This window comes from Virgisporangium aurantiacum (assembly GCF_016863635.1).
In the GTDB taxonomy this organism is placed as follows: domain Bacteria; phylum Actinomycetota; class Actinomycetes; order Mycobacteriales; family Micromonosporaceae; genus Virgisporangium; species Virgisporangium aurantiacum.
Genome location: NZ_BOPG01000024.1, coordinates 326,948 through 345,543, shown reverse-complemented (window position 1 = coordinate 345,543; position 18,596 = coordinate 326,948). Strand labels below are relative to the sequence as shown.

Sequence of the window (18,596 nt, the reverse complement as noted above, 5' to 3'; positions counted from 1 at the left end):
CCTACGACCCGGGGCGGCGCCGGTCGCCGGGCGCCTCGATCGGGACGTAGGTCTGCGCCTCGGCCTCGATCTCGATGCGGTATCGCCGGTTCGACGGCTTCCACACCTCCTCGACCGGGCCCATCAGCGCCGTGCCGATCCCCTGCCGGCGGATCCTCGCCGCCAGGCGGGCGAACAGCCACATCGCCAGCGCGAACCCCGCGACGACGACCGCGAGCCCGATCAGTGTGTCCACGGATCCGAGGATACGCAGGGCCTTGATCGACGGGTGCCGGGCGAGCAGTCTTGGGTGACCCCGGGAAACCGCCGTCCGAAAGGGGTCGTCCCATGCCCACCGTGGAAACCGTCAAGGGACCCGTCGAGGTCGACCGGCTCGGCCCGACGCTCATGCACGAACACGTCTTCGTCCTGTCGACCGAGCACCTGCAGAACTACGGCGCCGGCTCGTGGTGGGACGAGGACACCCGCGTCGCCGACGCCGTCGCCAAACTCAACGCGGTGCACGCCAAGGGGATCACCACGATCGTCGACCCGACCGTGTGGGGCCTCGGCCGCTACATCCCCCGCATCCAGCGCATCGCCGAGCAGGTCGCCGTCAACATCGTCGTCGCCACCGGCCTGTACGTGTACCAGGAGCTGCCGCACCAGTACGAGTACCGCGGCCCCGGGCTGCTGCTCGACATCCCCGAGCCGATGGTCACCGATTTCACCCGCGACATCGTCGAGGGCATCGCGGGCACGGGGGTCAAGGCCGCGTTCCTCAAGTGCTGCGTGGACGCGGCGGGGCTGACGCCCGGCGTGGACAGGATCGCCCGTGCCGTGGCCCGCACCAGCGTCGACACCGGCGCGCCGATCACCGTGCACACCTCGGCACCGGCGCAGAGCGGGCGGCTCGCGGTCGACCTGTTCGCCAAGGAGGGCGTCGACCTCACGAAGGTCGTCGTCGGGCACGCCGGCGACAGCAACGACCTCGACTACCTGATGGCGCTCGCCGACACCGGCGCCACCCTCGGCATGGACCGGTTCGGGCTCGACCTGTTCAACCCGACCGCCGACCGGGTCCGCACGATCGCCGCCCTCGCCGAGCGCGGGTACGCCGACCGCATGGTGCTCTCCCACGACGCGTCGTGCTTCATCGACTACTTCGGCGAGCACCTCGACGCCGTCCACAACGCGGTCTCGCCGAACTGGCACTACGAGCACATCAGCGACGACGTGCTGCCGGCGCTGCGCGTGGCGGGCGTCAGCGAGGCGCAGCTCGACCAGATGCTCGTCGACAACCCGCGCCGGTACTTCTCATGAGCACGCCCTTCAGCCAGGAAGGAATCTCCCTCGGCGCCGACGGGATCAGGCGCTACGACGGGCTGCCGGCGAGCCTGGTGGAGCTGTTGCGCACGACGGTCGCGCGCAGCCCCGGCGCGGAGGCGGTGGTCGAGACCGGCGGCGGCCCGCGCCTCACGTATCAGGAGCTATGGGACGCGGCGGCGCGCGTCGCCGGCGGGCTGCGCGCGGCCGGCGTCGACCGGGGTGACCGGGTGGCGATCCGCCTCGGCAACGGCGTCGACTGGGTGGTGGCGTTCTTCGGGACGGTGCTCGCCGGTGCCGTCGTGGTGCCCGTCAACACGCGGTTCTCCGCGGAGGAGGTGGCGTACGTCGTCGGCGACAGCGGCGCGCGCTTCACCTTCGTCCCGGAAGAGCCTTTACCGGACGGTGAGCCGTACGCCGCCGATGGCCTCGCGCCCGACGACGCCGCGGCCATCTTCTACACCAGCGGAACCACCGGCTTCCCCAAGGGCGCGGTGACCACCCACGCCAACTTCCTGTCCAACTGCGAGACCTGCCGGCGGATCCTCACACTGGAGCCCGGGACGCCGATCCGCACGCTGGTGTCGGTGCCGCTGTTCCACGTGACCGGCTGCAACAGCCAACTGCTCGTCGCCGTGTACGTGGGCGGAACCACGGTGGTGATGCCGCAGTTCGAGGTGAACGCGTTCCTCGACGCGATCGCGGCGGAACGGATCGACATCCTCACCACGGTGCCGGCGATCTACTGGCTGGCGATCAACCAGCCGCGCTTCGCCGAGGTGGACGTGTCGGGGGTCCGCAACCTCTCCTACGGCGGCGCGCCGATCGCGCCCGACCTGGTGGCGCGGATCGTGAAGGCGTTCCCGGGCGCGCGGGTCGGCAACGGGTTCGGGCTCACCGAGACGTCGAGCGTCACGTCGTACCTGCCGCACGAGTTCGTCGACCACGCCGACTCGGTCGGTTTCCCGGCACCCGTCTGCGACGTGCGCATCGACTCGCCCAGCCCCGACGGCGTCGGCGAACTGCTCGTGCGCGGGCCGAACATCGTCGCCGGCTACTGGAACAAGCCCGCGGAGACGGCCGCCGCGTTCGTCGACGGCTGGCTGCACACCGGCGACCTGGCCCGCATCGACGAGCACGGCCTGATCCACATCGTCGACCGGATCAAGGACATGATCAACCGGGGCGGCGAGAACGTGTACTGCGTCGAGGTGGAGAACGCGCTGGCCGGCGCGCCCGGCGTGTTCGAGGCCGCGGTGGTGGGCGTCCCCGACGACATGATGGGCGAGAAGGTCGGCGCGGTCCTGGTGTCGGCGCCGGGTTCGCCGATCGACGTCGACGCGGTGCTGGCGTACCTCGACGAGCGGATCGCCCGGTTCAAGGTCCCGCAGTACGTCGCCGTACGCACCGAACCGCTGCCCCGCAACCCCGGCGGCAAGCTGCTGAAGCGCCGGGTCCGCGACGAGACCGATTGGGGCGGGCCGGTCCGCTGATACGTCCGCGAGACGCGTCGCCCGGTGTGGATACGCATCGACGTTGTCCCATGCGGGACAGGCCCGGACCGGCGCCGTCCCTAAGCTGGCTCGCGTCGAACGGCGATCGAACGGCCCGGTCCTCGACCCGGCCCACGGGATGCTGGCCGGCCTGTGTCGGGACCTGCGGGTGCTCCGCGACCAGGCCGGCGGACCGAGCCTGCGGGTGCTCGCGCGGCACGTCGGGCTCGGCAAGAGCCAGCTCGGCGCGATCCTCGGCGGTCAGGTGCGCACGCCGCCGGAGTGGCCGGTGGTCCGGCGGGTCGTCGAGGTCTGCTACGAGCACGCGCGCGAGCAGCGCCGCGCGGACCGGTTGTCGTGGCGCGGCGGCCTCGACGAGTACTGGCGGCCGCGGTACACGCTGATCGAGCACGCCTTCGGCGATCGCGACACCGCTGACACCGCGCCGGGCCCGACCGCGACCGGCCTGACCGCACCGGGCCCGACCGCACCGGGCACCGAGGTTCCGCGCCAGCTGCCGCCGGCCGCCGTCGGTTTCACCGGACGCCGGCAGCAACTGTCCGAACTGGACGGTCTGCTCGACGCGGTCACCGACGGGGCCAGCGACGGGGCCACCGACGGGGCCACCGCCCGCGATTCCGCCGGGGTCACCGTCGTGATCGGCGGGTCGGCCGGGGTGGGCAAGACCGCGCTCGCCGTCCACTGGGCCCGTGGTGTCCGCGACCGGTTCCCCGACGGCCAGTTGTACCTGAACCTGCGCGGCCACTCCACCGATCCGCCGGTGCCGCCCGACCAGGCCCTCGCCCGGTTCCTGCGCGCCCTCGGCGTCGCCGCCGACCGGGTGCCGACCGAGGTCGACGAGGCCGCCGCCCTCTTCCGGACGATCGTCGCCGACCGGCGCCTGCTTCTGCTCCTCGACAACGCCGCCGGACCGCACCAGGTGCGCCCGCTGCTGCCGCCGAGCCCGCACTGCCTGGTTCTGGTGACCAGCCGGGAACGGCTCGGCGGGCTCGTCGCCAGTGACGGCGCCCGGCCGTTGACGCTCGACGTCCTCGACGACGACGAGGCGCGGGCGCTACTCACAGCCGCGCTCGGCCGGGCGCGGACCGACGCCGAGCCGGCCGCCGTCGACGAACTGGCCCGGCTGTGCGGCCGGCTGCCGCTGGCGTTGCGGGTCGCCGCCGCGAACCTGGTCACCCGGCCGCACACCGGGATCACGCGGTTCGTCGCGGATCTCCGGGACGGTAACCGGATCGCCGACCTCACGGTCGCCGGCGACGAGCAGACCGCCGTCCGCGCCGCGTTCGACCTGTCCTACGCCACGCTCGGCGTCACCGAGCGGCGCGTGTTCCGCCTGCTCGGCCACGTGCCGGCACCGGACGTCGCGACGGCGGCGGTGTGCGCGCTCGTCGGTCTCGAACCGCCGGTCGTGACCGGTGCGCTGCGCCGCCTCCAGGACGCCCACCTCGTCGGCGAACCGGCCGCCGGCCGTTTCGTGCTGCACGACCTGCTGCGTCACTACGCCCGTGCGCTCGCGACCGGCGAGGCCGACCGCCGCGACGCCGCCGACGCCGTCCGGCGGCTGTACGACTTCTACCTGACCGCGACCGACGCCGCCGCCGAACTGCTCTACGGCTGGACGGTGCGGCTGCCCCCGGAACCGGAACGCGGCACGGCGCGGCCGCCCCTCCCGTTCCCCGACGCCGCGCGGGCGCTGGACTGGCTCGACTCCGAGCGGGTCAACCTCGTCGCGCTCGTGCGGCACGCCGCCGGCCACGGCCCGCGCGACGCGGCCTGGCGGCTGGCCGACAACCTCCGCGGCTACTTCACCCTGCGCCGCGGGTTCGTCGACTGGCTCGCCGTCGCCCGCGACGCCCGGTGCGCCGCCGACGGCCGGCCGGGGCCGCTGGCGGCGGCGAACCTGAGCCTCGGCGCCGCCTTCAACGCGATCGGCCGGTACGCGGCCGCGAGCACGCACTACACCGAGTCGATGACGCTCGCGGAACGCGCCGGCTGGTCGGCCGGGCGGGCCGCCGCGCTGAACAACGTCGGGGTGGCGCTGTCGCAGACCGGACGGCACCGGGAGGCCGCGGCCCGCTTCACCGAGGCGGTCACGCTGCACGAGCGCGACGGCCGGCCCCGGCAGCAGGCGGTCGCGCTGGACAACCTCGGCATCGTGCGGCGGGAGCTCGGCGACCTCGAGGTCGCGGCCGACCTGCACCGGCGGGCGATCGTCCTGCACGTCGAGTCGGGTTCGCCGTTCGGCCACGCGACGGCGATCGACAACCTCGCCGCGGTGTTCCTGGACAGCGGGCGGCCGCACGAGGCCCTCGAGCATTTCCGGGCCGCCCTCCCGCTGCACCGCCGGGCCGGCGATCGGGGCCGGGTCGCCACCTGCCTGCGCGGGATCGCCGAGGTGCACTGCGGCGCCGGGCGTCCGCGCGTCGCGCTGCCGCCGGCGCGCGAGGCGCTCGCGTTGGCACAGGCCATCGGTGACCGGCGGGAGGAGGCCCAGTCGCTGATCACCCTCGCCACCGTCGAACACCGGCTCGGCCGTCACGGGCCGGCGCTGGACCGGTGCCGGGAGGCGGCGCGGCTGGCCGGCGACACCGACTGCCGCCACGTGCGGGCGTGCGCCCTCCTCGGAATGGCCCGCACGCTCGCCTGCGCCGGCCGGCCCGACGACGCCGACGTCCCGCTCCGCGAGGCGGTGCGCCTGGTCCGGGCGAACGGGTACCGGGTGCTGGAGGCCGACGCGTTCGCCGTCCGGTCGCTGATCGAGGCCGCCCGCGGCCGGACGGACGCGGCCCGCGTCGCCGCCTACGCGGCGGAGGACCTCCGCCGGTCCCTACGCCCGCCGACGTAGGGCGACCGCCGCTCCCGGACGGACGCCGCCGGACCCGAACGTCACGATCCTGGACCACGCAATCACTGGACCGCTTCGGCGGAATCGGAGGATCACAATGCGCGGCACGGTTTCGGCACGGGGACTGACGGTCCTGGGTCTGGTGGTCGGCGCTCTCGGGATCGGGACGCTGTGGGCGTCCGGGGTGGAGTTCCCGTTCTATCCGCCCCCGGGACTGCTGATCCTGGGAGCCGGCGCGGTGTTCGTGGCGCTGGCGACATGGTCCTGGGCACCGGCCGTCGGCGCGTTCCTGGGACTGTTCGTGATCGCCGGGTTCGTCCTGTCCAGTGTGGCCAGCGGCGCCGGCACCGGGAACCTGACCGGCGACGCGGGCACCGGCGGGGTGATCGGCACCGTGCTCCAACTGGTCGGGGTCGGCGTGGCGCTGGTGGCGGGTTCGGTGGCCGCGCGGGTCGAGGCGCGGCGCTCACGTGCGTCCCGGTAAAGGTGACGCCGAAGCGCGTGGCCGCCTTGACGGCGGCCACGCGCGACGGACCTTGCGGATGTGACGAACTTACGGACGCAGCAGAGCCAGGATCTGGTTGAGCAGCGCCACGATCGACGCCAGCGGGCCACCGTCGAGCAGGCCCACGATCGCGCAGATCAGGTTGCCGACCAGGTTGCCCGGACCCGGGACCGCGGTGATGTTCAGGTGCACGCGGTCCAGGTGGACGACCAGCCCGAGCAGGTCCAGGTCCAGCGGTCCGAGGACCAGGTCGAGCACCTCACAACCGATTGCCTGGATCTGGTTGACCTCGAAGGTCTGGTTCTGCGACACCGACTGCGAGGTGCCGTCGGCGCTGACCAGGTTGCCGGAGAGCACCCCGTTCGCGAACGTGCTGGTGCCGTCCGTGGTGAACTCCGAGGGGACGAACGTACCGGTGAACGTGCCGGCGCCGGCGGCGTCGGTGAACGTGCCGGTCACCTGGGAGGTGATGGTGCCGAGATCGGCGGCCGGAGCCTGCGGCGCGGCCGGAGCGGCTGACACGGGCGACGCGAAAAGTGCGAACGTCGCTGTCAACGCCAGGGCGAGGAGTGCCGCGGCGAACGGAACTCGCTTCATGGTTCCTCCTTGTGCTGCCTTGTTGTGTCGTATCGGTCCGTTCAGTCGTGCCCGCTCACCAGGCGACAAAACGGGACAAGGAGGTGCCCAATCCCATAGATCAAACGTGTTGCACTAATGAAGGTCAAAACGATGGACGACGATGCCGCAGGTCAGCGGCGCGCACAATGAGGCATGACGGACGAGTGGCATCGGCCCCTGCGGCACATCCGCGGCACCGAACTCAGCGGCGACACCGGCCAGACGAGCGGCATGACCCGGCTGGAGGCGATCTCCGGTCGGACCGTCGGTTCGGCGAAACTCTGGATGGGACGCACGCACGTCGGCCCGGGTACGTCCTCGGGCGACCACCACCACGGCGACACCGAGACCGCCATCTACGTGGTGTCGGGTCGCCCGGTGTTCGTCTTCGCCGACGGCGAGGCCGAGGTACGCATCGAGGCCGAACCCGGTGACTACGTCTTCGTCCCGCCGTTCGTGCCGCACCGCGAGGAGAACCCCGGTGCGGATGAGGCGGTGGTGGTCATCGCGCGGAGCAGCCAGGAGGCCGTGGTGGTCAACCTGCCCAGCCTGTGGCCCCCCACCTGACTACTCGGGCTCGGCGGTGCCGATCACGCCGGTCATCCGTGCCACCACGGTTCCGACCAGCGCCGCCACCACGACGATCGCCACGGTCACGGCGACGCCGGCGCGCCGCCGCGGAACCGCGATGCGCCCCAGCGCACCGATGCCGATACCGACCAGCAGAACCGAGGTGATGCCGGTGGCGATCATGACAATCCTGCCTTCGGGTGGGTGCGTGCGGCACCCCTGACTTGCCCGCCCCGGGCCAGGTCAAACCCCGATCCCCCGACCGGGCGGCAGAGCCGGCGCCATTCGCGAAACGTGTACCCAATCTCCTGAATGAGTGAATGGACCGCGACCTTCTGTTACCGGAGCGGCACCGCTTACGCTGACTGTCCCCACGGTCACCCGAACCGTCGGATCCCCCGCAGTCCCGACATCCGTTCAACCAGAACGAGGCCGAGACAGATGAAGAAGCTCATCAAGCCAGCAGCCATCGCCCTCCTCATTTTCATGATCGCGTTCCGCCCCGGTGAGTCGGCATCGGCGGTCAAGAACATGGTCGGCGTGCTCGGTGAAGCCGCGAGCGGTGCCGCCCAGTTCGTCGCCGGCGTCTTCAGTTAGGTGACGTCGCTCCCGTCATGACACGAGGATCGACGGCAACCGGAACTCGGCGAGGCTGAGGATCGGATCGCGCGACGCGTCGGGCCGATCGGGCAGCAGGTGAGTGTGCCGGTTGGCGCGGACGATCGCCATGTCCTGCGCGAGCCGCTCGGCCAGCGTGCGCTCGGTCTTGAGCATGTCGCTGACGACCGCCGCGATGGCCCCGACGACCGCGAGGACGACGCTCCAGCCACTGGTGTGCCCGAACTCCGGCCGCGGTTCCCTCCCAGTCGTTGACGTCGGCGGCGGCCCGGGCCATCTCGCCGACCTCGTTGGTCAGCTTCGATTTCACCTGCACCAGGCTCTCGACCATGTACCCGAGGCGTCCGGGACTGCGCTGCGAGAACCAGTCGAACAGCGGCGGGTCCTCCGGAGGACGTTGCGCATCGGGGCGGGCCTCACTACAGTATCGACACGGCCCGATGCGTGAAACGTTTTAATGAAACGATTCACGCGATCTGGTCGCAACTTCATACACCCCTGGACAGGAGCACCGCCCATGCCCCTGACACATCGCCGCGCGCTGCGCCCGGCGGCCTCCCCACGACGCCGCGCGCTGCGCCCGGCATTCCTCACCGCCGTGCTCGTCGCGGCCCTGCTCGTCGTCCCCTTCCCCCATGCGGCCACGGCCGCACCGGTCAGCCTCGCCGGGGCGCACTGGATCTGGTACCCGGAGGGCGATCCCCGCGTCTCCGTCCCGGCCGCGTCGCGCTACTTCCGCACGACGTTCACCGTCCACAGTGGAGCGGTCAGCGAGGCGCAGTTCGTCGTCACCGGTGACGACAGCGTCGACGTCTGGCTCAACGGCAAGCCCGTCGGCGCGTCACCGCGGACCGGCGACTCGTGGCACCAGGCGCTGTACCTCGACCTGCGCGCGAACCTGAGCACCGGAACCAACACGATCGCGGTCGCCGCCCGCAACACCGCCGACGGGCCGGCCGGCGTGCTCGGCCGGCTGCGGGTGGTCGCGGCCGGCGGCACGACGGAACTCGTCACCGACGCGGCGTGGCGGTCCGGCCGCGACCCGGCATCGGGGTGGGAACAACCGGGATTCGGCGAGAGCGGGTGGACGCCGGCGCGCGACTCCGGCGCGTACGGCATCTCCCCCTGGAACTCCGACGTGTCGGCGCCGAACCCGGACGCCGCGTCACCACTGACGGTCGCGTCGGCCACCGTGGAACGGCGGACGGATCCGCTCGGCGTCGACGCGGCGCGTCCCCGGTTCGGGTGGAAGCTCGCGTCTTCCGCGACCGGGCAACGCCAGGCCGGCTACGAACTCACGGTCTCCACGACCACCGCGCACACCGGTGACGTGTGGAGCACCGGCCGGGTCGCGACGGCGCAACAGGTCGACGTCGCGTACGGCGGCCCGCCGCTCACCAGCCTCCGGCGGTACTACTGGCGTGTGCGCGTCTTCGACGCCGAGGGCCGCACCGGCGCGTGGAGTGCCACCCGGTCCTTCGAAACCGGTCTGCTGCAGTCGAGTACACAGTGGACAGCCGATTTCGTCGGCCGGACCGCGACCGGCCTCGACCTCGTCGGCGCCACCTGGATCTGGTACCCCGAAGGCGATCCGGCCGCGGGCGTGCCACCCGCGACGCGCTACTTCCGGCGCACGTTCAGCCTCCCGTCCGCCCCGCCGAACGCGCAACTCGTCATCACCGGCGACGACACCGCCGACGTGTGGGTCAACGGCGTTCCGGTGAGCGCGTCGCCGCGCGTCACGGATTCCTGGCGCCGGGCCGCGGTGGTCGACCTGCGCGGCCGGCTCGTGGCCGGCACCAACGTGATCGCGGTCGCGGCGGAGAACACCACCCAGTCGCCGGCCGGCGTGGTCGCGAAACTCACGGCTTCCGGCGGAACAACCATTGTGACGGACGCAGCGTGGAAGGCGTTCCCCAGCGCAGCCGCGGGGTGGACCACGGTCGGCTTCAACGACGGAGCGTGGCCCGCCGCCCGGGCGGTCGCGACGTACGGCAGCGGGCCATGGGCCTCCGGTGTGGCCGTGAGCGGGCCGGCGCCGTTGCTGCGCAAGGCATTCGGCGTCACCAAGCCGGTCCAACAGGCGCGCCTGCTCACCACCGCCCTGGGCCTGCACGAGACCCGGATCAACGGCACGAAGGTCGGCGCCGACGTGCTCGCACCCGGCTGGACCGACTACACCAAACGCCTGCAGTACAAGGTGTACGACGTCACCCCGATGCTGCGCCAGGGTGACAACGTGCTCGGCGCCTGGCTCGGGAACGGGTGGTACTCCGGCAGTCTCGGCTTCGCCGGCAACCAGCGGTACGGCACGCAGCCGTGGTACGGCGCTCAGCTCGTCGTCACCTACACCGACGGAACCACCGCGACCGTCCGCACGGACGGCACGTGGCGGACCGCCGGAAGCCCGATCCGTTCCGACGACCTGTACCACGGCGAGACCTACGACGCGCGGCTGGCCGTCGCCGGCTGGGACCAGCCCGGCTTCGACGACTCCGTCTGGGAACCCGTGCAAGTCAAGGCGGGCGCCAAACCGACCCTGGTGTCCCAAGTGGACAATGGCGTCACCGTGCAGCGCGACTTCGCGCCGGTGGCGGTGACGCAGCCGCAGCCGGGCCGGTGGGTGTTCGACCTCGGGCAGAACTTCACCGGCTGGACCAGGATCGCGGCGAGCGGGCCGGCGGGAACCACGCTCACCGTCCGGCACGCCGAGGTGCTCAACCCCGACGGGACGCTCTACACCGCGAACCTGCGGGCGGCACAGGCCACCGACCGGTTCACGCTCGCCGGAACCGGCGGCACGGAGACGTACGAGCCGCGGTTCACCGTGCACGGGTTCCGGTACGTCGAGGTCACCGGCACCGCGTCGGCGCCGACGGTGACCGGACGCGCGGCCTGGACCAGCGGCACCCAACTCGGCACGCTCACCACCTCCAACGCGCTGGTGAACCAGGTGCAGCACAACATCCTCTGGGGCGAACGGTCGAACATGCTGACGATCCCGACCGACTGTCCACAGCGCGACGAACGCCTCGGCTGGACCGGCGACATCGCCATCTTCGCGGCCACGTCGACGTTCAACGTCGACATGCAGGCGTTGCTGGACAAGTACACCGACGACCTCGTCGACGCGCAGCGGGCCGACGGCGCCTTCACCGACGTGGCGCCGAACGTGTGCTGCGGCGCGGGTGCGGCGGGCTGGGGCGACGCGGGGGTCATCGTGCCGTACACGCTGTGGCAGCGGTACGGCGACCTGCGCGTCGTCGACGAGAACTTCACGGCGATGGCGCGCTGGGTCGACTACCTGCGGGCGACGTCGGGCGCCGACCTGATCCGCAACCAGACGACGTACGGCGACTGGCTCAACGTCAACGACAACACCGCGCAGGACCTCATCTCGACGGCGTTCTTCGCGTGGTCGGCACGGCTGGTGTCGCGGATGGCCGCTGCCACCGGGCGGACGGCCGAGGCCGCGTCGTACGGCACCCTGGCCGACCGCGTCGCGGCCGCGTTCGCCGGCCGGTTCGTCGCGGCCGACGGGACCGTCAGCGGCAACACGCAGACGGGTTACGTGCTGGCGTTGGCGTTCGGCCTCACGGGCAACCGCACCCAGGCCGTCGCCGACAAACTGGTCGCCCGGGTGAACGCCGCCGGCGGTCACCTCACGGTCGGCTTCCTCGGCGTGGAGAACCTGCTGCCGGTGCTCGCCGACAACGGGCACGCCGCCACCGCGTACCAGATCCTGCTGCAGCCCGGCTTCCCCGGCTGGGGCTACATGAACGGCCGGGGCGCCACGACGATCTGGGAACGCTGGGACGGCATCCGGACCGACGGCACGTTCAACGACCCCGGCATGAACTCGTTCAACCACTACGGGTTGGGGTCCGTCGGCGACTTCCTCTACCGGCGGGTCGGCGGGCTCGCGCCGGCGGCGCCCGGCTACGCGGCGCTGCAGATCGCGCCGGTGGTCGGCGGTGGTCTCACGTCGGCGGCGTCGGCCTTCGAGACGCCGTACGGCCGCGCGGTCAGCGACTGGTCGGTCGCGGGATCGGTGGTGACGCTGCGGGTGACGGTTCCGGCCGGCGTCGCCGCGTCGGTCACCGTGCCCGGTGCCGGCAGCGTGACCGCGCCCGCGCAGGCGGTTCCGATGGGTGGACGCACGTTCCACGTCGGCGCGGGCTCGTACACGTTCACCGCGCCCGTCTGACCATCTAGCAAGAGGCGTTGCGCAAGAGCTGTTGCGCAACGTCTCTTGTTATGTCACCGTGGACCCATGCCGAACGACGATGTGACCCGGGTCCGCGACTCCCGCGTCCTGGCCGCCGCCTCGCACCCGTTGCGGCGGCGGCTCATGGACGTCCTGCGGGTCCACGGCCCGGCCACGGCGACCGCGCTGGCGACGCACACCGAACAGGCCGTCGCGAACATCAGCCACCACCTCAAGGTCCTCGCCGAGGCCGGGCTGATCGTCGAGGTGCCGGAGCGGGCCCGGAACCGGCGCGAGCGCTGGTGGGAACTGGCGTCCCGCAGCCTGCGCTGGACCGACTCGGACTTCGCCGACGACCCGGTGGGGCAGGCCGTCGCCAGCGCCGCCGCGTCGATCAACCTCGACCGCCACGTCGGCCTGGTCCGCGGCTGGTACGCCGAGCCCGACGACCGGCAGGCGGTCTGGGGCGACGCGGCGTTCTCCACCGACAAGTGGTTCTCGATGACGCCCGCGGAACTGGCCGCCTTCGAACGCGACCTGCAGACCCTCGTCGACCGGTGGGCGACCCGTGCGGTCCCCGACGACGGCGCGCCGCGCGAACCGGTGTTCTTCTTCGCCCACGGCGTCCCGGCACAGCCATGACCGAGCGCTTGCGCGAGGGCATCATTCAGCAGAGCCCGCCCGGTCAGGGCGGGTCACCACGAAGTGGGGACCCGGCATGACGACCACCGCGATCCCCCGCGCGGCGCCCGGCCGGGTGGGCGGCCGGGACTTCCGCCTGCTGTGGACCGGACAGGCGGCCAGCGACCTCGGCAGCAGCGTCACGTCGGTCGCGCTGCCGCTGGTGGCGCTCACCGTGCTCGACGCCACGGCGTTCCAGGTCGCGCTGCTGTCGGCCGCCGCCTGGCTCCCCTGGCTGCTGATCGGCCTGCCGGCCGGCGCCTGGGTCGACCGGCTGCCGCCCCGGCCGCTGATGATCTACTGCGACGTCGCGTCGCTGCTGCTGTACCTGAGCGTGCCGGTCGCGGCCGGCACCGGCGCGCTGTCCCTGCCGCACCTGTTCGCGGTGGCCTTCGGCACCGGCACCGCGAGCGTCTTCTTCAAGACCGCGTACCAGGTGTTCCTGCCCACCCTGCTCCGACCCACCGACCTGCCGGCCGGCAACGCCCGGCTGCAGGGCACGGAGGCCGCCGCCCAGGTCGGCGGACCGGGCCTGGCCGGCCTGATCGCCGGCGCCGTCGGCGCGGTCTGGGCGCTGGTGTTCGACGCGGCGACGTTTCTCGCGTCCGCGCTGTGCCTGGCCGCGATCCGGCCCGCTAGGCGCCCACGACCCGTCGGCCGTCCGCCGTTGCGACGCGCGGTGGCCGACGGGATCCGGTTCGTCAGCCGCGACCGGTACCTGCGGCTGTTCGCCGTCTACGGCGCGGCGAGCAACCTGGGCCTGGTCGCCTACCAGTCGATCCTGGTGGTGTTCCTGGCCCGTGAGGTCGGGCTGAGCCCGGGCGGCGTGGGCGGGATCGTGGCGGCGATGAGCGTCGGCGGTGCCGTCGGGGCGACCCTGGCGCCGGCGCTCGGGCGGCGGTTCGGCACCGCCCGGGCGATCCTGCTGTGCCAACTGGTCGCGATGCCGTCGTCGCTGCTGATCCCGCTGACCGGCGCCGGTCCCCGCCTCGCCGCGGCCGTCGCCGGCGGGGTCCTGGTGGGGACCGGCGTGGTGGCCGGGAACGTCATCAAGGGCAGTTGGCGGCAGGCCTACACGCCGCACCACCTGCTGGGGCGGGTGGTGGCGAGCATGCAGTTGCTGAACTTCGGGACGATGCCCGTCGGGGCGCTGGCCGGCGGCGCGCTGGCGGCCTGGCTGGGCGTGCGGCCGGCGATCTGGTGCGCGGCGACGTTCCTGGCGCTGGTGGGCGTCGCGTTGCTGTTCACCCCGCTCCGCCGGCTGCGTGAGCTTCCTTCCTAGGCGGTGGACCAGTTCTGAACGTCGATCCGGCTGCCGCCGACCCGCGGACAGTAGACGCTCAGGATGTTCTGCGACACCAGCAGCGCGTGGTCGATCAGCGGGTCCGACATGTACTGGGCACCGGACCGGTTCCGCACGGTCCAGTCCGACCAGCCCGACGCCTTCGACGCGGTCGCGATCTGCAGGACGTTGGTGCCCGAGTGTCCACTCACGACATACAGGTTGTCGCGCGCGTCGACGGCGATGTCGCCGCGGCTCAGGCCCTCGGTCCACCCGAGATACCGCTGGTTCCACACCTTCGACGCCTTGTCGCGCCAGTAGTGCACGAGCACCGCGCTGTTGCGGGCGGTGTTGAAATCGGTGACGCTCGGCGTGTTCGCCGGCAGGTGCGACTGGAGAACGTGCACCACCCCCGTCGAGTCGACGACCTGCGACTCCTGGTTCATCAGGCCGCGGTTCTGGCTGTTCGGCCAGACCCGGAGGCCGGCGGCGTTCGACGCCAACGGGCGCGCCTGCACGGTTCCGGCGTTGTCGCGCCAGGTCCGCCCCTTGTCGCGGCTGTAGGCGTAGTAGAGGTCGTGGTTGCTGCTGCCGTTCGACGTCTCGCGGACGGTCCAGGTGGCGTGCAGCAGCCCCTCCCGGTCGTACTCGATGCCGAACAGGTAGGCGTTGTTGTCGTACGACGTCCCGTCGATGAACTCGCCGACGTAGGTCCAGGTTCCGTTGGTGGTGTACTCGTAGAGCACCTCGTCGCCGTTGCCGCTCACACCGGTGCGGATCGCCAGCTGCAGCGTCCCGTCGGGGGCGGCGAGGAACTGCGGGTAGGTCACGGTCGGCATCGCCGTGCCGGCGATGCTGTTCTGCACGGCGCCGAAGCTGCCGGCGGCCCAGGCCGCGGCGTTCGTCGCCAGCCCGGCCACCGAGCGGCGGTACTTGAACTGGTTGGAGTGCATGTCGAAGGCCAGGTGGACGGTGCCGTCGCGGGGCGAGATCCCGATGCAGATGACGTTGTGCGAGTCCGTCGACGTGGTGCGGTAGTCGGTCAGCCGCAGGTTCTGCCACCCGCCGGACGGCAGCTGCCGGCGCGACAGGTTGACGTAGCCGCTCTCGTCCCAGAACGCGGCGTACTGCCAGCCGTTGGCCGTGACGATGCCGTCCTGCTGGAACGACTCGCCGTTCATGAGGCCGGAGTAGCTCACCGCGGTGCGGCCGGTGGTGGTCAGCGTGCTGGTACCGAGGTGGCTGACCGTCGGGGCTGCCGCGGCGGCCGGCGGCACCGGCCCACCGGCGACGGTGGCGGCCGTCGCCAGCACGATCGACGCGGCGGCCCCGACCGCCCGGTTGGAACGTTTCATCGAAACCTCGCAAGGGTGGGTGTCCATACACCTTAATGTCGACCCTCGTCGATATGAATGGGTCGGGGTCTACCCGGAGCGGCGCCGCGCCTGCTTCGGCAGCACCGCGACCCGCCGCTCCGGACCCCGGACCGAGTGCCGGGCCGACTGCCGAGCCGACTGCCGGGCCGACTGGTGCGTGGCCCGCTCGTCCCGGACCGGGCGGTACGCCAACCGGAGCGCGGTCACGCTTCCGACCAGGCACGCGACGGTGACGGCGGCGGCGATCGCGACGGCGCTGGCGGTCAGCGGGGTGGCGCCGCGATCGGCCAGCAGGGTCTGGCCGACGCGCACCGGCAGCGGGGCCAGGGCGAGGAGAACGGCCGCTGTCACCCAGCGGCCAGCGCGATGCCACACCTGATCCAAACCCCGATCCGCCCCGTTTCCCGTCACCGTGCCCCCGGGTCACTCTGACTGGCGCCGGGGGGCCGGACGACGGACCCGATGTCCGCCTTTCGGGGGAGGTGCGGGGACGCTATGCGGCCAGGCCCAGGGCCTGCAGTTCCCGCGCCTCACGAGCGTAACGGGCCAGCGCGTGGCACGTCTCCGGACCGGCAACGCCGTCCACCGTCACCCCGACCCGGGCCTGGAACCGACGCAGCGCGACCGGCACCGCGGCCTCGGCCGCGTGCCGCCGCAGCAGGCCGATCTCGACGAGCAGCGCGCGTACCGTCTTCGGATCGGCCGGTGGGACGCTCGACCCGGACGCGGTGACCGTGCCGGCCAGCACGGCCCCGACGACGCCGAGGGTGCGACGAACGGACATGGCGACCTCCTTGGGCTGTCCGTCCAGTGTGGTCGGCAGACCGTGGGTCGCCCTCAGGGAAAGCTACGAATCAACCCTGAATTCGGCGCACCGTGCGGCGGTCGGTGAGCAGGTCGAGCAGGCCGGTGAGGCGCAGGATCTGGCGGACCTGTTCCGACATGTCGCCGATCACGAGCGAGGTGCCGCGCTCGGACGCCCTGCGGTACGCGGTGACCAGCGCGCCGACACCGGACGAGTCCCAGAACCGGACGCGGGACATGTCGATGACCACGCCGGTGGTCGCGGCGTCGTCGATCACCTCCGACAACGCGCCGAGCAGCCCGTCGGCGACGACCATGTCGACGTCACCGCTCAGGGCGACCGTCGTGACACCGTCGCTCGCGACGGTTCTGGTGACATGCAACGTTCGGGCCCCTCCCCCACCGGGTGGAATCTTGATATCAGACATCGCCCCCTGAATCCAACGACCCCGATTGATTCCGAACGCCGGAGCTAATGGGACTTCCCATTAGCTATACTGCGGGCATGGTGTCGATCTCCGCGGAGCGTCCGGTCGAGTCGGAACGGCGGCTGCGGGCGGTGCTGCGCACCACCCGGCTCGCCCACCTGCCCGGGGCCTGGTGCTTCCGGCGCATCGCCGGTGCGCCGTCCGCCGACGCCATCGCCACGGTCCGGGACGTCGACGGCTGGTGCGCCCTGGTGCCCGCCGCGCGCGACTCCGGCGAGCGGTTCGGCCTCACGATGAGCACGTTCGCGCCGGACGTCGACAACAGCGGCTACGTCGGGTGGCTGGCAACGGTGATCAAGCAGCGCCTGGGGAGCGGGGTCTTCGTCGTCTGCGGCGACAATCCGGGCCGCGGCGGCATCTTCGACTACCTCGGCTACCCGCTGGAGCTCGCCGCCGCCGTCCACGCCCTGATCGACGAGCTGCGCCGGCCGGTCGGCAGTGACCCGCTCGACCTCGACCTGCGCGTGTTCGACGTCGAGCAGACGTCGGCCGCGAGCGCGATCACCGCCGGCACCGTGTTCGAGTTCCGCGAGCACGCCGGGGCGGTCGAGGCCAGCTACGCCGGTGGCCCGATCGGCCGGGGCACGTTGCTCGGGTCCCGCGTCGACGACCGCGTGACCACCGCGTACGCCCAGGTCGGCGTCGACGGCCGCGCGCGGACCGGCACGGCCACCATGCGCGTCGAACCGGCGGCCGACGGACACCTGCGGCTGATCGAGGACTTCACGTGGTCCGACGGGACCGCGGGCCGCAACGTGCTGCGGTCCCGCGATGCCGGCTGAACCGGTCGCGATCGCGTTCGCGAACACCCGCTCGTCCGCGGATCGCGACCGCATCGCGACTCTCACCGAGTGGCGCGCCTGGGTCGACGCCTGGCCCGGCCTGCGCCCGGCGGGCCACGCCGTCGACGCCGACGGCCTGCTCGCACTGCGGAGCACCCGCGACGACCTGCAACTGCTGTTGCGCGACGTCGCCGCCGGCCACCGGCCCGACCCAGCGCTACTCGTGCGTCCGGCGCGGGAGCCGGAGTTGCGCTGGCACGGGGATCGGCTCACCCTCGCCGTCCCGGCCGACGGCACGGCGGCCGCGGTGATCGCGCACCATCTCGTCTCGGCCGCGGTCGACCTCGTGGTGACCGGCCCGTCGTTCGCCGCCTGCCGGGGAGAGGACTGCCGCAAGCTCTTCGTCGCGTCCCGCCCCGACCGCCGCTGGTGCGACAGCGCCGTCTGCGGCAACCGCGTCCGCGTGCGCGCCCACAGCCGCCGCAACCGGGACTGACGCCGTCACCTGGTCCGGACGGTGGTCTGGTCCGACGAGAAGACCAGCAGGGCGAGGAACCCCAGCCCCAGCACCACGCCGACCGCGCCGAGCACGATGCCGGCGATCGCCGTCGGCCGGGAGGAGTCCTGGCGCAGCGCGCGGGTCCCGGCGAACACGGCCAGCCCGCCGACGGCCGCGCCGGTGCCCAGGCACAGGAACATCGGGATGGACACCACCCCGAGCACGACGCTCATCACCGCCATGCCCCGGTTGGACGGCGGCACGGGGTGGTGGGCGGGGACCCAGTGGAACTGCGGCGGCAGGTCGGCGACCTGCGCGTGCAGCTCCGCGACCGCCTTCGACCCCGTCACGCCGGCGCGGCGGGTCTCGTGCTCACCGCTGTCGAGGAACCCCTCGACGTACGCGCGGTCGACCAGGTCGAGCACGGCCGCCCGCTGCGCGTCCCCGATGCGTTCGGGCCCGGTTCCCGGCTCATCGGGCGGCGTCGACATGCCGAGGAGCG

General features: G+C 72.4%; 20 protein-coding genes. 11 read left to right on the top strand and 9 right to left on the bottom strand.

Annotated elements, in window-relative coordinates; genetic code table 11:
• Nucleotide 1: 1 nt before the first annotated feature.
• The gene (locus Vau01_RS20055) at nt 2-235 is read right to left on the bottom strand and encodes a hypothetical protein (protein WP_203994982.1); all 234 of its coding nucleotides are present in this window, start codon (nt 233-235) and stop codon (nt 2-4) included.
• 92 nt (nt 236-327) lie between these two features.
• Here Vau01_RS20055 and Vau01_RS20050 point away from each other — a divergent pair, with 92 nt between their 5' ends.
• The 4 genes from Vau01_RS20050 to Vau01_RS20035 all read left to right on the top strand — a co-directional run bounded on the left by Vau01_RS20050 (nt 328) and on the right by Vau01_RS20035 (nt 6,148).
• Nucleotides 328-1,302 carry a phosphotriesterase family protein gene (locus tag Vau01_RS20050; protein WP_203994979.1) on the top strand — a complete coding sequence of 325 codons (975 nt, stop codon included), beginning with the start codon at nt 328-330 and terminating at the stop codon, nt 1,300-1,302.
• On the top strand, nt 1,299-2,798 hold the full coding sequence (locus Vau01_RS20045) for a class I adenylate-forming enzyme family protein (RefSeq protein WP_203994977.1): 1,500 nt from the start codon (nt 1,299-1,301) through the stop codon (nt 2,796-2,798). Before Vau01_RS20050 ends, Vau01_RS20045 begins: the two co-directional genes overlap by 4 nt.
• Nucleotides 2,799-2,841: 43 nt before the next feature.
• Nucleotides 2,842-5,664: an ATP-binding protein gene (locus Vau01_RS20040; protein ID WP_203994974.1), complete on the top strand. Its 2,823-nt coding sequence runs from the start codon at nt 2,842-2,844 to the stop codon at nt 5,662-5,664.
• A gap of 97 nt (nt 5,665-5,761) precedes the next feature.
• Entirely contained in the window at nt 5,762-6,148 is a 387-nt protein-coding gene (locus tag Vau01_RS20035; protein WP_203994972.1) for a hypothetical protein, read from the top strand.
• A 69-nt stretch (nt 6,149-6,217) separates the two neighbouring features.
• Here Vau01_RS20035 and Vau01_RS20030 read toward each other — a convergent pair whose 3' ends face one another.
• On the bottom strand, nt 6,218-6,766 hold the full coding sequence (locus tag Vau01_RS20030) for a hypothetical protein (protein ID WP_239151716.1): 549 nt from the start codon (nt 6,764-6,766) through the stop codon (nt 6,218-6,220).
• Nucleotides 6,767-6,940: 174 nt separating this feature from the next.
• On the opposite strand from Vau01_RS20030, the gene Vau01_RS20025 reads away from it, so the two are divergent.
• Nucleotides 6,941-7,354, top strand: a complete 414-nt coding sequence (locus tag Vau01_RS20025; protein WP_203994969.1) for a cupin domain-containing protein — start codon at nt 6,941-6,943, stop codon at nt 7,352-7,354.
• Here Vau01_RS20025 and Vau01_RS20020 read toward each other — a convergent pair whose 3' ends face one another.
• Nucleotides 7,355-7,540: a hypothetical protein gene (locus Vau01_RS20020; RefSeq protein ID WP_203994963.1), complete on the bottom strand. Its 186-nt coding sequence runs from the start codon at nt 7,538-7,540 to the stop codon at nt 7,355-7,357.
• A 258-nt stretch (nt 7,541-7,798) separates the two neighbouring features.
• Here Vau01_RS20020 and Vau01_RS20015 point away from each other — a divergent pair, with 258 nt between their 5' ends.
• Entirely contained in the window at nt 7,799-7,954 is a 156-nt protein-coding gene (locus Vau01_RS20015) for a hypothetical protein (RefSeq protein WP_203994961.1), read from the top strand.
• Between the two features lie 15 nt (nt 7,955-7,969).
• Here the strand turns inward: Vau01_RS20015 and Vau01_RS20010 are convergent, their stop codons facing one another.
• Nucleotides 7,970-8,131, bottom strand: coding sequence for a hypothetical protein (locus Vau01_RS20010; RefSeq protein ID WP_203994959.1), 162 nt, complete (start codon nt 8,129-8,131; stop codon nt 7,970-7,972).
• A gap of 361 nt (nt 8,132-8,492) precedes the next feature.
• Between Vau01_RS20010 and Vau01_RS20005 the strand changes: the two genes are divergently transcribed.
• The 3 genes from Vau01_RS20005 to Vau01_RS19995 all read left to right on the top strand — a co-directional run bounded on the left by Vau01_RS20005 (nt 8,493) and on the right by Vau01_RS19995 (nt 14,145).
• Complete coding sequence (locus tag Vau01_RS20005; RefSeq protein WP_203994957.1) at nt 8,493-12,182, top strand: family 78 glycoside hydrolase catalytic domain; 3,690 nt, start codon at nt 8,493-8,495, stop codon at nt 12,180-12,182.
• A 66-nt stretch (nt 12,183-12,248) separates the two neighbouring features.
• Nucleotides 12,249-12,824, top strand: coding sequence for an ArsR/SmtB family transcription factor (locus Vau01_RS20000; protein ID WP_203994953.1), 576 nt, complete (start codon nt 12,249-12,251; stop codon nt 12,822-12,824).
• Nucleotides 12,825-12,900: 76 nt separating this feature from the next.
• Nucleotides 12,901-14,145, top strand: coding sequence for an MFS transporter (locus tag Vau01_RS19995; RefSeq protein ID WP_203994952.1), 1,245 nt, complete (start codon nt 12,901-12,903; stop codon nt 14,143-14,145).
• Here Vau01_RS19995 and Vau01_RS19990 read toward each other — a convergent pair.
• The 4 genes from Vau01_RS19990 to Vau01_RS19975 all read right to left on the bottom strand — a co-directional run bounded on the left by Vau01_RS19990 (nt 14,142) and on the right by Vau01_RS19975 (nt 16,708).
• Nucleotides 14,142-15,500 carry a BNR repeat-containing protein gene (locus tag Vau01_RS19990; protein WP_203994949.1) on the bottom strand — a complete coding sequence of 453 codons (1,359 nt, stop codon included), beginning with the start codon at nt 15,498-15,500 and terminating at the stop codon, nt 14,142-14,144. The two genes, Vau01_RS19995 and Vau01_RS19990, sit on opposite strands and share 4 nt — an antisense overlap.
• A gap of 69 nt (nt 15,501-15,569) precedes the next feature.
• Nucleotides 15,570-15,872 (bottom strand): hypothetical protein, encoded by a 303-nt coding sequence (locus Vau01_RS19985; RefSeq protein WP_203994946.1) that lies wholly within the window; start codon nt 15,870-15,872, stop codon nt 15,570-15,572.
• A gap of 142 nt (nt 15,873-16,014) precedes the next feature.
• Nucleotides 16,015-16,305: a peptidoglycan-binding protein gene (locus Vau01_RS19980; RefSeq protein ID WP_203994944.1), complete on the bottom strand. Its 291-nt coding sequence runs from the start codon at nt 16,303-16,305 to the stop codon at nt 16,015-16,017.
• A gap of 70 nt (nt 16,306-16,375) precedes the next feature.
• On the bottom strand, nt 16,376-16,708 hold the full coding sequence (locus Vau01_RS19975) for an STAS domain-containing protein (RefSeq protein ID WP_203994943.1): 333 nt from the start codon (nt 16,706-16,708) through the stop codon (nt 16,376-16,378).
• Nucleotides 16,709-16,830: 122 nt separating this feature from the next.
• On the opposite strand from Vau01_RS19975, the gene Vau01_RS19970 reads away from it, so the two are divergent.
• Both Vau01_RS19970 and Vau01_RS19965 read left to right on the top strand, forming a co-directional pair.
• On the top strand, nt 16,831-17,595 hold the full coding sequence (locus tag Vau01_RS19970) for a DUF6196 family protein (RefSeq protein WP_203994942.1): 765 nt from the start codon (nt 16,831-16,833) through the stop codon (nt 17,593-17,595).
• Entirely contained in the window at nt 17,585-18,091 is a 507-nt protein-coding gene (locus Vau01_RS19965; RefSeq protein ID WP_203994931.1) for a CGNR zinc finger domain-containing protein, read from the top strand. Before Vau01_RS19970 ends, Vau01_RS19965 begins: the two co-directional genes overlap by 11 nt.
• Before the next feature lie 5 nt (nt 18,092-18,096).
• Here the strand turns inward: Vau01_RS19965 and Vau01_RS19960 are convergent, their stop codons facing one another.
• Nucleotides 18,097-18,585, bottom strand: coding sequence for a DUF1707 and DUF4190 domain-containing protein (locus Vau01_RS19960; protein ID WP_203994930.1), 489 nt, complete (start codon nt 18,583-18,585; stop codon nt 18,097-18,099).
• Nucleotides 18,586-18,596 lie beyond the last annotated feature (11 nt).

Excerpts from the sequence above, each read along its gene's own strand:
- Vau01_RS20015 (WP_203994961.1), top strand. The coding sequence starts at position 7,799 with ATGAAGAAGCTCATCAAGCCAGCAGCCATCGCCCTCCTCATTTTCATG.
- Vau01_RS19990 (WP_203994949.1), bottom strand. The coding sequence starts at position 15,500 with ATGAAACGTTCCAACCGGGCGGTCGGGGCCGCCGCGTCGATCGTGCTG.
- Vau01_RS20045 (WP_203994977.1), top strand. The coding sequence starts at position 1,299 with ATGAGCACGCCCTTCAGCCAGGAAGGAATCTCCCTCGGCGCCGACGGG.
- Vau01_RS19970 (WP_203994942.1), top strand. The coding sequence starts at position 16,831 with ATGGTGTCGATCTCCGCGGAGCGTCCGGTCGAGTCGGAACGGCGGCTG.
- Vau01_RS20050 (WP_203994979.1), top strand. The coding sequence starts at position 328 with ATGCCCACCGTGGAAACCGTCAAGGGACCCGTCGAGGTCGACCGGCTC.
- Vau01_RS20035 (WP_203994972.1), top strand. The coding sequence starts at position 5,762 with ATGCGCGGCACGGTTTCGGCACGGGGACTGACGGTCCTGGGTCTGGTG.
- Vau01_RS20030 (WP_239151716.1), bottom strand. The coding sequence starts at position 6,766 with ATGAAGCGAGTTCCGTTCGCCGCGGCACTCCTCGCCCTGGCGTTGACA.
- Vau01_RS19995 (WP_203994952.1), top strand. The coding sequence starts at position 12,901 with ATGACGACCACCGCGATCCCCCGCGCGGCGCCCGGCCGGGTGGGCGGC.
- Vau01_RS20020 (WP_203994963.1), bottom strand. The coding sequence starts at position 7,540 with ATGATCGCCACCGGCATCACCTCGGTTCTGCTGGTCGGTATCGGCATC.
- Vau01_RS20005 (WP_203994957.1), top strand. The coding sequence starts at position 8,493 with ATGCCCCTGACACATCGCCGCGCGCTGCGCCCGGCGGCCTCCCCACGA.
- Vau01_RS19965 (WP_203994931.1), top strand. The coding sequence starts at position 17,585 with ATGCCGGCTGAACCGGTCGCGATCGCGTTCGCGAACACCCGCTCGTCC.
- Vau01_RS20000 (WP_203994953.1), top strand. The coding sequence starts at position 12,249 with ATGCCGAACGACGATGTGACCCGGGTCCGCGACTCCCGCGTCCTGGCC.
- Vau01_RS19980 (WP_203994944.1), bottom strand. The coding sequence starts at position 16,305 with ATGTCCGTTCGTCGCACCCTCGGCGTCGTCGGGGCCGTGCTGGCCGGC.
- Vau01_RS20025 (WP_203994969.1), top strand. The coding sequence starts at position 6,941 with ATGACGGACGAGTGGCATCGGCCCCTGCGGCACATCCGCGGCACCGAA.
- Vau01_RS19960 (WP_203994930.1), bottom strand. The coding sequence starts at position 18,585 with ATGTCGACGCCGCCCGATGAGCCGGGAACCGGGCCCGAACGCATCGGG.
- Vau01_RS20010 (WP_203994959.1), bottom strand. The coding sequence starts at position 8,131 with ATGCTCAAGACCGAGCGCACGCTGGCCGAGCGGCTCGCGCAGGACATG.